We start from the raw sequence: 14323 nt of genomic DNA, 5'->3' as shown, positions 1-14323 counted from the left end.
GGGGAAGGGTATCACGTGAAATTCCCAATACATAAGCGCACGAGGCAATGAGCCGAGAAGCCCACGATCCCAAGAGCGTCAGCCCCTGAGATTCATAAGTAACAAGTCACTTTAGCGTCATGAGTGAATTGGTACCGTATAAGTCAAAGTATTCCGATGTTCCTCTGCTCAACTAAAAAAAACCGAAACCAGGTTGCCCTGAATCAGGCAATGTTGGTTTCGGTTTTTTAGTAGCTTGGTTAAAAGTCAGGCTTCTTTATTGAGACCTAGCTAGCCAATGGCAACGCTTTGGTTACTTGAACCGTAATGGTCTCTGTGCTGGTCACGCCTGCGGCGTTGATCAGCTCAGCGCGGTACGTGTATGTTCCGTTAGCACGACCGGACAATTCCGTAAACGCACTTTGAGAAGCGGGTGTAGCGGCTTTCAAAGTTTGTGTATCAATCAATACATCATTCTCATAGAGACGGTATTCGGTAGCGTTCGTACCCCACCAGAGGTTCATGGATACGCTGTAGTTGCCATCACCATCCCAGTTGTTTTGGGACAATGTTGCTTTGCCAGGGGAGGCGTTCGTTACTTGTACCGTCAGCACGTCACTGCGTGTTGTGCCTTTGTCATTGGTCAGCTCGGCAACGTAAGTATATGTGCCATTCGTTTTGCCAGTAATGGCCGTTTTAGCAAACTGTGAAGAAGGTGTAGCCGCAGTCAACTTCTGCGTATCAATCAGAACACCGTTCTCATACAGTTTGTACTCGGAACCATTTTCACCCCACCAGAGGTTCATGCTTACGTTATACGAACCTTCGAACAAGCCAGTCGTATATCCATTATCAGAAGAAAGCACCGGTTTACCCGGCGCTTCTGCAGCTGGAGTGGAAGGCTGTTCGCCTCCACCTTGATCTTCAGCAGGTACAAAATCATTCAAGCTTCTAGGTTTCAATTGATATACGTCTTTGAAAATAGCAGAAACGCCTGTGATATCAATTTTGTCCCCAGCAGTATAAGGGAAGGAAGTATCTGTCACACCTGTACGGGTGTCTACACGGATGTGTGTAGTTGCTCCGTCCGCAGCCACTGCGTCAAATTCGAAAGATCCAGCCGGTGTAGCACTGATGATATTCTCAATCGTTACATCTTTCAATTGAACCAGTTGACCCTGGTTCGCATCTGTAATGGCTGTAACTTCAATTGGAGCAGGTACGGAAGCCGTACCTGTTTTCTCAATCGCAACGATGTCGGTAAGCTCGAACTCGCTGTTATAGATGGTTGTTGCTGCCGTTACTTTCACCGTGTCACCTGCATGAAAACCACTTGTGTGTTGGAAGACATAAATTCCGGCAGTTTCATCTTGAAGATAAAAGGCTTGTCCACCGAATGCACCTGGTTCTGTCGTTACAACACCTTCGATGGTTACGGTAGTACCGACAGCTTTGGTGCGTGCTTCAGCAACGGTAATCGCTGCTGGAATCGGTCCTTCTTCTTCCGGAAGCTGTTCAGCTGGCACATTGCCAACAGTCACGGCATTGGTAATCAGGTTACTGCCGTTCAGACGGAGACGCAGGCTTGCAGCGCCAGTTGTACCCGGTTTGATACGTACATTCAGATCTTTGATCCCGCGACCTTGGCTATCCGAGGTTACACTGAATGTGGAGCTGTAACCGTACGATGTCGGCCAAGTACCACTTTCATTCTGAATCATGGCTACCTGTGTTCCGCCAGTCAGATAGATACCAGCACTATAACCGGATACGGTTGTGTTTGGAGCCATGTTCTCCACAACGACACGAATCTGGAAGTCTTCTGCATTCGGAAGCGTATCCTGTTTCACGAAGCTGTAAGAAGCATTTGCGCTGGATGCAGGGCCGCCGTAAGAACCAGCCTTGAACGTGGAACGATCGAACCACTTGTATCCGGCAGCAGGTGCGGCCCAAGGTTCAGCCTGTGGTTCTGTAGAAGCAGCCGGCTCTTCGAATGGCAACAGCGCTGTAGCTGTATCCAGTTCAAGTCCGTTTACTTGAGTGAAATCCGTGTAGTTCTCTTGTGTAGCAAGCCAGTTCACCGTGTTCACGAGCAATACGGCATCATCGACTTCTTTGAATCCGTCATAGGTTGTTTTACGTGTGCCCGTCTCTTCACGCAAGTATTTAGGCGATGCATCTTCTACTGGAGAGGAGTCACCGATGAAGGCAGCCTTACCAGCTCCAAGCTTGGATACGGCTACGTAAGGACCTTCTTCGATCCCGCCGCCGTTGTATACGCCTTGGTCCACCGCGTTGTTCCATTTGGCGTTGGTTTTTGGCAGGTACACAATGCCTTTTGCCTTTTCCGGATCAGTGATTGCGAGGGTTGAGCCGGCATGCATGGCTACAGCCGACACACCTTCTGTGATGCCGAAGGCTTGATCTGCCGGTACAATGATATTGGCATTGATATCGCCAAGTGCGTTATAGCGGAATCGTACGCCGAAATTATCGGACAACCAGTCTGAGCTGGTGATGTTTTGCATGGCTTCAGAATTACGCTCATCTGTGCTCATGCCTTTGGCTGGATCTTCGAATGCTCCACGACGATAGCCGTTGATAACTTCAGAGCCATCCCAGCGGTTTTTATTACGGTCTGCATTATAGTGATCTCCAACGAAGAAGATGCTGCCGCCTGTTTCAACATATTGTTTGAGTGCTGCCTGTTCGGATGTTTTGAAAGGAATTTGAGGCTCTGCAATAACGAATACGTTATACTCTTTCAGATCATCATAGGTAAATGGAGTCGTCTTGCGAAGTTCTTTGACATAATAACCATCATTCGCGAGTGCATTCCCGAAGTCAGAGAAACCTCCATCGATGACCCAGTCTGCTGCTCCAGCCGTCTGGCCGTGTGAGTTGTCGAACAATACTTTCTTGCCTGCATTTTGGTTCACAACCTTCGCTTGGATGAATGGTGCCGGGTCTGTCGGTCCTTCCGCATGAACCGATGCATCTCCGTTCCATAATCCGATCTGAAGCGGCAAAGCCATGGACAATGCGAGGAGTGATTTTAGAAATACTCCGCGCATACCTGTTAATTTACCCAACCAAATCCCTCCCAGATATTAGTTAATTCATGAGTTCGTCCATATTCTACCACATGAAAATCTCACATAGTCATAACAATTTGTAAAAATTAACTCGATATTTGTAAAATTGGGTCTTTTGACATATCCATAGGTATTTCGGTCCTGTCTTAACACTCCCATCCGGCGTCACTGTTGATTTTGCATAAAAAAAGCCATCTCTATGAGATGACTTTGGCCCGAATTCGATTGACGGCATGGAAGACAGAAGACTTAATCATGCCTTCACTGCGATTCACCAGCTCTGCCGTTTCCTTGATGGAGTATCCGTGGATGAGGCGAAGTTCTAATATTTTTCGGTGTTCCGTGTTGTTGATATGGGAGACAAGATCATGAACGCCTTCATTAATTTCAAGTTGGGGTGTGTCGAGGTGATGGGTAGGTACCTCCAGACGGCTGTCACGTTTAAGTGTACGGGTTCGCCTGCGGAAACTGTCCATGGCAAGGTTTCGGGCAATCCGTTTGAGATAATAGAGGAGTCGATCTTCAGGGATATCTACGGTCACATTCATCAGTCGAATGAAGCAATCCTGAGCCAGATCTTCTGCGTCTTGTGGCTGTTTGACGATATGGGATAGATACCGTGTGATTTCTGATTTATAGTTGACATAAGCATCGTTGATTTGTGCAGTGTTCATATGATGTGAATCCCCCTTGGATACAGATCAGGCTTGGGTCCGGTCTGGTATGAGTCTCTTATGATCCAAGTATATCGGGAGGTTGTTTCCAAACGGTTCAGAGTTGTATCGAAGTTGTAACATTTCGTGCTTCCCTCTATTCAAGCACAAGGCTTGGGATACAAAATATAGGCAGATGAAATCCATAGAGCAGGGAGATTACGAGGGTATCATGAGACCAAAAGAGATTTTAATTATTGAGGACGAGGAGTCCATTCGAGATATTTTGTCCTATTCGTTACGCAAGGAAGGATTTGAGATCAAGGAAGCAGCTACGGGTAAAGAGGGGTTGAATCTGCTTCGGGATTCGAAGCCGGATCTGATCCTGCTGGATCTGATGCTGCCGGATATGAGCGGTTTTGATGTGTGTCGGCAACTGTCTGTGAACTCCAAGATACCCGTCATCATGATCACTGCGAAGTCTGACATGCTGGACAAGGTACTTGGCATGGAGCTTGGGGCAGATGATTATATCACGAAACCTTTTGATATCCGTGAGGTGGTTGCGCGCATTCGGGCGATCTTTCGCCGGATTGATCTCATCAGCGAGACACTGGAGAATCAGTCCTATGAGGTGGTCAGGCTTGGCAAGCATATTGAGATTCGCAAGGATGAACGGGAAGTGTGGAAAGACGGGGAACGCGCAGGACTCACCAATAAGGAATATGACCTGTTGTTATTTCTCGTGACCCATCATCGTAAGGTACATACACGTTCTGAACTGCTGGACAAGGTATGGGGATTTGATTTTGCAGGAGATACCCGAACGGTGGATATTCATATACAACGGATTCGCAAGAAATTGGATAGTGGTGTGCAGGGCATTTCGATGATCGAGACTGTATTTGGTGTAGGGTATAAGCTGAATATTCAGGTGCAGACATGAAGTGGACCATCCAGTTCAAAATGGTGGTGCTCTTCTCGGTCATCGTCTTTATCGGATTCTCCGTTCTGCTGATTCTGTCCAATAAGGTGGCACAGGAGAATATGTACCGGGAAGTGCATGAGGACATGGTGCAATCGAAGAAAAATCTGGATATCGCGCTGAATCAGTACTTCCTGATTCATAACAAACGCATGAGCAGAGACTCGCTCGAAGCAGGAAGCCGCGAGCTTGCGGAGCAGATTGGTTCAGCCGTTGGCGGAAAAATTACCGTATATCGCCCTGATGCTTCACCATACGGATCTACTGGCAGTGAAGCTAATGTCGCTATGCGGTCTGACCATCCTGATGTGAAGGCGGCCATACAATCCAAGATCGCGTATACCACAGTTGTGGATAAAGGTCGGGTCACCTCCAGTCTGTCCTTTCCGCTTCAGATGGATCAACAATTGATCGGAATTGTGCAGATGGAGAAGGATTACACGGATTTGTTCAAACGCAACCTGCGTTTTCAAAATACGATCAAACTGTTCGCGGCGGTGATTTTCGTATTTGTATTTATCGCCTCCATCTTTATTTCCCGGAAAATCACCCAACCTATCCGTGTACTCACGAAACGTTCTGCGGAAGTGGCTCAGGGGAGTTTGAATGCAGACATTCAGATAACCACTAAGGATGAGATTGGTGAACTGGCTTCAAGCTTCACCATCATGATTGATCGTGTGCGGGAGCAGATTGATGTGATTGAGCGAGAACGGGACGAAGTGAATCAAGTACAGGCGCGAAGCAAAGTCTTTTTTGACAATGTGACACATGAACTGAAGACACCACTAACGACCATTCTGGGATACGCCCAGATTTTGCGGGATAACGGATTTACCGATCAGGATTTTTTTGACAAAGGCATGAATTATATTATCAAGGAAAGCCAGCGTCTCAACACGATGGTTGCGGATATCCTGGAGGTCTCGGTCTCCTCTGCGGTCATTCAGGCGTACCGATTCGAACGTATCGATGTATCGGATGTTATTCGTGAAGCTTGTGAAGACATGTCGATTAAGGCGGGCAAGTACAATATAGGCATTCACTATGAGCTGGAGGAACATCAGTATCTACAGGGAGATCGGGACAAGCTGAAGGAGGTATTCCTCAACGTTCTGGATAATTCGGTTAAATATAGTGATGTCAATTCAATCATTGAAGTACAATCCTTCCGGTTAGGTGAGACTATCGCTATTGTGATTCGTGATCAGGGGGAAGGAATCGGAGCTGAAGCACTCCAGCATGTATTTGAACCCTTTTACCAGGATAAAGGAATCAACAGGGTGGAGAAGGGCAGCGCAGGACTGGGCTTGTCTATTGTGAAGAACATCGTGGAGCGTCATGGAGGAACAGTGGAGATGAAGAGCATCATGCGGCAAGGGACACAAGTAAATATCAGTCTTCCGGGGGAAATGAACGCATGAGACATCCAGGATTCTGGCGAAAGCACCGTGACAAATTGATGTTGTCGGGGCTGTTAATCGCATTTGTCAGTGGAATTTTCGGAATCGGCAGTCTGTTCAGTATGGGGAATCTCAAACCAAGAACGGTGATTATGCCAAGCGAGCAATTCAACAGCCGTCTGGCGCCGCCGCCCAGCAGTACGATTCAAGTCGAGTCGGCAACAAAGATTCCGAATGACTTCGCAATCTATGATTTTGAAGTGGTAGACCGAAATACAATTATATTAAATCAACCAGAACCTTCCTATTCAGGGCTGCGGCTGTCTCTCCTGCATCTGGATGATAATGAAGTGAAAAATATTGCAACGAATACGGATTACGGTGTAGTCATCAGCCCGGATCACAAGAAGTTGATATACTCCCAATATCGGGCGGGTCAAGCGCAGAAGACGACGTATGAGTATATGATTCAGAGCGGGGAACGTCGCAAACTTTCGAACGATAACTCGTATTACAGAGTGTTTACAGGGAATGAATCCTACATCGGTCAGGATGATCTCTTATTCAAACAAGTCGATCTAAAGCAGGGAACGAGTCAGACCATCTACACGCATGATGAGCTGATGGGCATGTTTGCTGGAACAGGACAAGGACAAGAAAAAGGATCGAGTGATACATTTATCGTTATGGATGTCTTTGAGGTCAGTGAAGATCTGAAGCAGTTCTATATGCTGGTGATGCTGAAAGAAAACTATGCCATATATCGTGTGTCGCTTGAGGATGCGCATGAAGTGAAGGCATATGCGGCAATGGAAGAGATTCAACAGTACAAGTTACTGAAGAACGGGGACATGCTCATCCAGGGAACGATCAATAAGGTGCAGGGATTATATCGGTATCGCGCAGAACAGAAGCAATATGAACTGGTCCTGAAAGGGTCCATCTGGAGCTTCGAACTGGATGCAGATCAATCGCGAATTGCTTATTTTTTGCCAATGGATAATCAGAATCAGAAGAATGAATTGCATATTGCCTATCTGAATGACAGCAAGCTTTCGTCAGATACGGTGATCTACCGTAATATTGATAGCTTCATCAAACTCAGATGGAATGATGACGAACTATTTGCAGTAGGAAGCACCATGGATAAAAGTGAAATGTACCGCTTTAGTTTCAGAGCCTGGTAAGCTATGGAAGGTATAAGATAAGACCTTGGTCTGGATGAGGCTGGCGACAGCTCCCATGCGGACAAGGTCTTTTTGTTATGACAATTTACAAATTGGATACAACTCCGGTCAGCCTGGATACATCTCCACCCTATAATAAAAGGGAATGTGCTACGCGAATTCATACATACATGTTCATAGAAGACCCGTTTCCGTCTCGAGAAAATGGGACTTTTTGAACAACCTCTGTACATACTTGGCAAGTAGAAAGGAAGACATGCAGTAATGCTTCAAGTTGATCAATTATCCCACTCGTTCCGTAATAGCCAGGGAATCGTACCGGTGCTTCAAGACATCAACCTGACGATTGCAGAAGGCAAGATGGTGGCGCTGCTGGGCAGTTCAGGTTCAGGCAAGTCCACGCTGCTGAATCTGATGGCGGGGCTGATGAAGCCGGATCAAGGCAGGATTCTGATTGCGGGACAAGATATTGTTCGTTTCAGTGAGAATCGCCTGGCTGAGTTCAGGCGCAGTCATATCGGATTTATTTTCCAGTCGTATGAGCTGCTGTCCAATCTCACGATTCGGGAAAATGTAGAGTTACCGTTGGTGTTCATGGGGATCAGCCCTTCGAAGCGCAAAGCAAAAGCATTGAAACTATTGGATCAGGTTGGACTAAGTGAAAAAGCAAACTTGTTCCCGTCCCAGTTGTCGGGCGGTCAACAACAACGTGTCAGTATTGCACGCTCACTCATTACCGAACCCTCGGTGATCTTCGCAGATGAGCCTACCGGGAATCTGGATACCGAGACAGAGGAAGAGATTATTGCAATTTTGCAGCAGCTTAACCGGGAGCTGAATACCACCTTTGTTATTGTGACACATGAAGCAGAAGTCGCGGAACAGATGCAGGTTGTACTTACATTGCAACATGGAATATTGGTTGAAGAGGCTGTAAGGGAAGTTTGAGGCAAAAGGAGAGGAAATGTGAGAATACGGGATGTAGCACGTATGGCCTGGGGACAGATCATTCGCAGGAAAATGGTCACACTGCTGTGCATGATGGGGTTGTCCATCGGTTCTGCCGCCATGATCATTGCACTTAGCGTGGGGCAGTCCGTACAGGCCTATAGCGAGAAAACATTGAACGACAATTACAAGATGGATGAGATCACAATTACGCCCAATGAAGGCATACGTACGGGGAACGGCAAGGGGGGCGGTCAGAGCTCGACATTTGAACGCGGTGCGCTGACGCTGGAGAAGATTCAGATTATTCAGAGAATTCCCCATGTGGTTGCTGTGGCACCCATGTTAAAGCTGGATTCGTTGGAGATGGTGCTTCCGGATGGTCGCAGTACATACGTTGAAGTTATTGGCACGGAGCTGCAGACCCTGGGCGGGTTCGGATATAAATATGCCGAGGGACGTGCGGCGGAGGATGGTCGTATGGCGGTGACCAGCTATGGGGCCGCATTCGGACTTGTAGACCCGAAAGTAACTCAGAAGTTATTCGAGCAGTTGAATGCTGATCCATATAACAATGAGCTCCTGCAGCAGTATACGGAAATGTCATCCAAGCAGGATCAGTTGGTTCAGCAGCGTGTCCAGTTCCGATATGAAGATTATGCGGATGCGAGTAAAACCAAAATGAGTGGGTCTGTACGTGTATCAGGCGAGCTTACGAAACCTTCCAACATGGATGAGATGAGTGCTCAGGGTGACAAAAAAGTATATCTGCCGCTGGACACAGCACGTGCATTGCAGGATGAGCTTGGATTGCAACAGGCGGATAGTAGTGCAGCCAAGCGTCTGAACTCAGCCTTGGTCAAAGTGGAGGATAAACGCTATGTATCCCAGGTTGAAGAACAGATCCAGAAGCTGACGTTAAATACACAGAGCAATCTCTTCCAGGAGGAAGCAATGGCTGGCCAACTGGCGATGTATCAACAAGCGGCATTGGGCATCGGTGGTTTTATCATGTTGCTGGCCTCGTTGTCCATTGTTGTAGCGATGATCATGTCTACGCATCAACGGCGCAAGCAGATTGGTGTAATGAAGGTGCTGGGGGCGAATCTGTGGCAGATCCGCCAGATGTTTATAACGGAAGCAGCGATGCTTGGATTAATGGGCGGCTTGGCAGGTGTTGGAATTGCTTTTGCTGCCCTCGACGGGGTGAACAGTCTGCTCGCGAGTCAGATGGCAGATCAGGTCAGTGGTCCGATGACCGTGGTTATTCAGCAGTCCGCTCTGCCGCTCGGCATCGTGTTTGCTGCGCTGGTCGGTGTTGTTTCGGGAATATATCCGGCAATTAGCGCATCGCGGACCAACGCATTAGCTGTGATCAAATCAATGTAATTTTATCAGCGAAAGGGAAATTGGGCACATGAAGAAATGGATTAAAATCATCATCACGGTTGTACTTTTGGCAGGTGTGGGGTACTGGCTGTATGAAAAGTACAAACCAAAACCGGAGGCACCTGTTGAGATCCCGCCGCCAATTACGTTTGATGTTACACAAGAAACGATGACGCAAACGATTCAGGTAAAAGGGAAATCCGTATATACCGATCAGACGGATATCTATGCTCCATATGCTTCGAACATCCAGCAGTGGCATGTGAAAAGTGGTGAGCAGGTGAGCAAGGGGGATATCCTGTTTACACTCGACACGTCCACGTTACAAACGGAAGTCGAACAATTGCAGAGCGATCTGGAGAAAGCCCAGCTTGAAAATAAGATGAATCAGGTTAGCCTGGATCAGGCGAATATGAGCGAACCGCTTGGCGTGACGGAAGAAGAGCGCAAGAAGGCATTTGCGGACCGGGAAGCCAAACGCCTGACGTATGAATTGAATCAAAAAGCACTGGTCCTGAAGGAGAAGGAGATACAGAAAAAGCAGGCCGTGATGAGCAAGTCCACTGTGTATGCTTCCGCCTCCGGTATATTTCAGATGAATGAAGAGGACAGCAAGACACGTGCAGTGACGGAAGGACAGCTAATCGGGTCCATTACCAATATCAGCAAACTGAAATTCATGACGATTGTTGGCGAAGAAGAGATGTTCAGACTTAAGGTGGGCATGCCGGTTAAGGTACGAATGACAGCGCAGAAAGACCTGCAATTCACCGGGAAGGTAAGCAAGGTGTCCAAGTTCGCCCGGAAGAGTACCGATACAGACCTCAAGCAGGCTTCGCAGTTTGACGTGGTCATTGATCTGAAGCCGGATGCAAGGATGTATGGAGGCGTGAGTCTGGAAGGCGATATCGAGACGATGCGTAAGGATAAAGTGACGGTTGTGTCCAGCTTGGCCATCATGCGGGATCAGACCGAACCTTACGTCCTGTTAGACAAAGGGAACGGACTGACAGAGCCGCTGACCATTAAGGCTGGAATGGAATCGGGGGACAAGACGGAAGTGGTAAGTGGGTTAAAACCGGGAGATGTCGTTGTTCTGCCCTAGACAAACGGGTGAAATTCGACCTTAATCAACACGAGGTTCATTGTGGTATAAGGCCAGGATGAGCCTCTGGTGTGGTTAGGGGCAAGGGGTGTCCAGATTCCTGCCTGGATTATGGAAAAAAATATAATTAAATTTATTTAATTCAATTTACAGTAATATTTACATGTCGTATAATCGTACATAAGGAGGTGACACCGAACATCAAGTTTGTAGATGGGCAGGCGATGGCCTTTTTTTAAACCGCTTAAAGAAAGCGCTTACTGAAGTGAAAGATTCAAGTATCCTGTAAATCCATCTCCACACTTCTTCATGTCTAACACACAATCACCCACACCCACCACATTATACTCATTCTCATGGTTCACCCTCACACAATTTGTTTGATCAAGATTCCTGTTATACAACCATTTCTTATGGAGGTGATACAACCAACTCATCCGAACGTTCTCTTCGTGCTAAGCATTATCATGACACAGAGGATCAGACATGAGTACAACCCAATCTAACTAAAGGAAAGGTGGAACTATGAAGACTACATTGAAAACCAGATCAAGAGGTAAGAAGATCCTGCGCAAAGGAGTAAAGCAAATGTTGGCGGCAACACTGCTGGCGGCGGGGATTTTCCCGGGAATGTCTCCGGGCCTGACTCAGGCGGCTGAAGCACATGTGGATAATCCATTTGTAGGGGCAACAGCTTATTTGAATGAGGACTATTCGGCTCTTGTGGATACGTCCATTGCGTTGACCAATGATGCATCGCTGAAGGCACAGATGGAGACGGTCAAATCGTATCCAACCGCAGTGTGGATTGACCGGATTGCTGCGATCTATGGCGGGACGGACAATGCGGGTCGCAAAAGCGTTGAGGAACATCTCGATGCTGTTCTTGCCCAAAAGAAACCCGGGACACCAATAACGGCTTCATTTGTTATCTATAACTTGCCAGGTCGGGATTGTCATGCCCTTGCTTCGAATGGTGAACTTCCACTAACACAGGCTGCACTACAGACGTATAAAACGGATTATATTGATGTGATTGCAGATATCTTCGCAGATCCGAAGTATCAGGATATTCGCATTATCGCTGTCATTGAACCGGACAGTCTGCCTAACCTTGTGACCAACCTGAGTACACCAGCTTGTGGTCAAGCCAGCTCAACAGGTATCTATGAGGCCGGTGTGAAGTATGCATTGGACAAGCTGCACGCCATTTCGAATGTGTACAACTATCTGGATATCGGTCACTCCGGCTGGCTTGGATGGGATAACAACCGTTCTGCAGCAGTTGCGTTGTATACGGACGTAGTAAATGATACTGCGGCAGGTCTGCAGAGTGCAGATGGCTTCATTACGAACACGGCGAATACCACACCGCTGGGAGAGCCGAACCTGTCCAACCCGGATCTCAATATCGGTGGACAACCGATTAAATCAGCCAAGTTTTATGAGTGGAATCCGTATTTTGACGAAACCGATTTCACCGCTGCGCTGTATACCGATTTCGTACAAGCCGGCTGGCCAAGCAGCACAGGTTTCCTGATCGATACTAGCCGGAACGGCTGGGGCGGGGTAGACCGTCCAACATCGGCTACGGGCAGCAACATCAACGATTATGTAAATTCCGGACGTGTAGATCGCCGGGAGCATCGAGGGAACTGGTGTAATGCCAGTGGAGCTGGCATAGGGGAAGTCCCTAAGGCAGCGCCCGGACCAGCGCATCTGGATGCTTATGTCTGGGTGAAACCTCCGGGTGAATCCGATGGCTCCAGTTCCGAAATTCCGAATAACGAAGGCAAAGGTTTCGACCGGATGTGTGACCCGACCTTCACCACTCGGGATGGTGTATTAACAGGTGCATTGCCCAATGCTCCGGTATCGGGTCACTGGTTCCATGATCAATTCGTGGCACTGGTGAAGAACTCATTCCCTGTGCTGCCTGCAAGTAATGGTGGAGGCAATCCTCCGGGAGGTAATACAGCTCCGGCTGCACCCACAACTTTGACGGCTACTGCCGGTAACGCTCAGGTCTCCTTGACGTGGACGGCTTCTGCAGGTGCGACCAGTTATAGCGTGAAGCGGGGACTGAGCGCATCAGGTCCATTCACAACGATCGCAGCCAATGTGAGTGGAACATCCTACACCAATACTGGCTTGATCAATGGTACAACCTATTATTATGTGGTAACGGCAACCAATGCTATAGGTGAAAGTGTTAATTCTGCCACAGCAATTGCTACACCGGTTGCAGGGGTAACGGCGCCAGCTGCACCGACTGCGCTCACAGCAACCGCAGGTAATGCACAGGTGAGTCTGACGTGGACTGCCTCTACAGGTGCAGCAAGTTATAATGTGAAACGGGCGCTGAGTGCAGCAGGTCCGTTCACAACAATCGCGACGAATGTGAGTGGTACGTCATACACCAACACTTCCCTGACGAACGGAACAACGTATCATTATGTGGTAAGTGCAGTGAACACAGCAGGGCAAAGTGCCAATTCTGCTGTAGCTCCCGCGACACCTCAAAGTGTCGTTGTACCGACAAGTGATCTTGTCCTGCAATATCGTGCTGGAGATACCAATGCGCTGGACAGCCAGATCAAACCGTATTTCAACATTAAAAATCTGGGCAGTACTGCTGTGAATCTGAGTGATCTGAAGATCCGGTATTACTTCTCCAAAGAAGGATCGGCTGCAATGGATTCTGCCATTGATTACGCTCAAGTTGGCGGAGCCAATATTCAGCGCACCTTCACAGACTCGTATGTAGAGCTGAGCTTCACAGCTGGCGCTGGTAGCATTCAGGCTGGTGGACAGACTGGCGATATCCAGCTTCGCATGTACAAAACAGACTGGTCCAACTTTGACGAGACGAATGATTACTCCTTCGATCCAACAAAAACATCCTATCAGGATTGGAACAAGGTAACACTCTATCAAGGTGGAAACCTGGTATGGGGCATTGAGCCTTAAACTTTATTTGTAACTGTCTTAACCGCGATCCTCAGTGTGTTAGAGGATCGCGGTTTTTTGCTATGCATTACAAGAGTCATTCTAGATTGAAGTTCTCACTTGAACAATGTATGTATAATCGCTTGAAGATCCGTAATTAGGGATGTAAGAGCGGGCGTATCAGGCTGGGCTGTCCTCTGTTCATGAAAATGAGCAGGGGACAGCCCTATTTCTTTTCTAACGAACAGAGGACACGCTATTCAGTTGAATTGATGCATTTGATAAATCTAACGAATCGTAGACACGCTATTTAGTTAATTTGGGTAGATTTTGATCCTCTTAGACTCGTTTTGGTCCAAATAAGGTTACTGAGATTCGTTAGGATTCGTTGTTGCAGTTTCACCACCTAATAGGGTGCGTGGGATTCGTTAGAAAAAACTTGGCGGTGAGTCGGAATCATGCTTCAGCTTGAATCGTTCATCGGTTTGATTTCCAAAATGACTCCTAAAAACACTGAATATTGATCGTTTTGGACGGATATTTGCCTAGGGTCTGGCAGGCAGGATGTCTATAATAGAACCGGATGGGCGGGATCACCTCGCTCAGATTGGAAAGAGAATGAAAGGAGGA

At 47.7% G+C, this 14323-nt stretch carries 9 protein-coding genes; 7 read left to right on the top strand and 2 right to left on the bottom strand.

Features of this window, described 5'->3' with window-relative positions:
• Window positions 1–266: 266 nt before the first annotated feature.
• Together ACX9NY_RS18260 and ACX9NY_RS18255 are read right to left on the bottom strand one after the other, a co-directional pair.
• Window positions 267–3053 (bottom strand): DUF5689 domain-containing protein, encoded by a 2787-nt coding sequence (locus ACX9NY_RS18260; protein ID WP_472479346.1) that lies wholly within the window; start codon window positions 3051–3053, stop codon window positions 267–269.
• A 218-nt stretch (window positions 3054–3271) separates the two neighbouring features.
• Window positions 3272–3748 carry an RNA polymerase sigma factor gene (locus tag ACX9NY_RS18255; RefSeq protein ID WP_339259133.1) on the bottom strand — a complete coding sequence of 159 codons (477 nt, stop codon included), beginning with the start codon at window positions 3746–3748 and terminating at the stop codon, window positions 3272–3274.
• A gap of 211 nt (window positions 3749–3959) precedes the next feature.
• On the opposite strand from ACX9NY_RS18255, the gene ACX9NY_RS18250 reads away from it, so the two are divergent.
• From ACX9NY_RS18250 to ACX9NY_RS18220, 7 genes are all read left to right on the top strand, one after another.
• Window positions 3960–4673: a response regulator transcription factor gene (locus ACX9NY_RS18250; protein WP_253430918.1), complete on the top strand. Its 714-nt coding sequence runs from the start codon at window positions 3960–3962 to the stop codon at window positions 4671–4673.
• A complete protein-coding gene (locus ACX9NY_RS18245) occupies window positions 4670–6136 on the top strand; it encodes a sensor histidine kinase (RefSeq protein ID WP_339239973.1) in 1467 nt (488 codons plus the stop codon). The genes ACX9NY_RS18250 and ACX9NY_RS18245 overlap by 4 nt, the downstream gene beginning before the upstream one ends.
• Entirely contained in the window at window positions 6133–7302 is a 1170-nt protein-coding gene (locus ACX9NY_RS18240) for a hypothetical protein (protein ID WP_342572003.1), read from the top strand. The genes ACX9NY_RS18245 and ACX9NY_RS18240 overlap by 4 nt, the downstream gene beginning before the upstream one ends.
• Before the next feature lie 264 nt (window positions 7303–7566).
• Complete coding sequence (locus ACX9NY_RS18235) at window positions 7567–8250, top strand: ABC transporter ATP-binding protein (protein ID WP_339239975.1); 684 nt, start codon at window positions 7567–7569, stop codon at window positions 8248–8250.
• An 18-nt stretch (window positions 8251–8268) separates the two neighbouring features.
• The gene (locus ACX9NY_RS18230; protein WP_472474209.1) at window positions 8269–9639 is read left to right on the top strand and encodes an ABC transporter permease; all 1371 of its coding nucleotides are present in this window, start codon (window positions 8269–8271) and stop codon (window positions 9637–9639) included.
• Between the two features lie 28 nt (window positions 9640–9667).
• The gene (locus tag ACX9NY_RS18225; RefSeq protein ID WP_342572005.1) at window positions 9668–10744 is read left to right on the top strand and encodes an efflux RND transporter periplasmic adaptor subunit; all 1077 of its coding nucleotides are present in this window, start codon (window positions 9668–9670) and stop codon (window positions 10742–10744) included.
• 525 nt (window positions 10745–11269) lie between these two features.
• Window positions 11270–13714: a glycoside hydrolase family 6 protein gene (locus ACX9NY_RS18220; RefSeq protein ID WP_472474207.1), complete on the top strand. Its 2445-nt coding sequence runs from the start codon at window positions 11270–11272 to the stop codon at window positions 13712–13714.
• Window positions 13715–14323: the final 609 nt, after the last annotated feature.

It is taken from the genome of Paenibacillus sp. CB74 (genome assembly GCF_055687625.1).
The sequence above is the reverse complement of the archived record's forward strand: the minus strand, read 5'-3'. Positions and strand labels throughout refer to the sequence as shown.

Coding starts and splice junctions, on each gene's coding strand:
- ACX9NY_RS18260 (WP_472479346.1), bottom strand. CDS start 3,053: ATGCGCGGAGTATTTCTAAAATCACTCCTCGCATTGTCCATGGCTTTG.
- ACX9NY_RS18255 (WP_339259133.1), bottom strand. CDS start 3,748: ATGAACACTGCACAAATCAACGATGCTTATGTCAACTATAAATCAGAA.
- ACX9NY_RS18250 (WP_253430918.1), top strand. CDS start 3,960: ATGAGACCAAAAGAGATTTTAATTATTGAGGACGAGGAGTCCATTCGA.
- ACX9NY_RS18245 (WP_339239973.1), top strand. CDS start 4,670: ATGAAGTGGACCATCCAGTTCAAAATGGTGGTGCTCTTCTCGGTCATC.
- ACX9NY_RS18240 (WP_342572003.1), top strand. CDS start 6,133: ATGAGACATCCAGGATTCTGGCGAAAGCACCGTGACAAATTGATGTTG.
- ACX9NY_RS18235 (WP_339239975.1), top strand. CDS start 7,567: ATGCTTCAAGTTGATCAATTATCCCACTCGTTCCGTAATAGCCAGGGA.
- ACX9NY_RS18225 (WP_342572005.1), top strand. CDS start 9,668: ATGAAGAAATGGATTAAAATCATCATCACGGTTGTACTTTTGGCAGGT.
- ACX9NY_RS18220 (WP_472474207.1), top strand. CDS start 11,270: ATGAAGACTACATTGAAAACCAGATCAAGAGGTAAGAAGATCCTGCGC.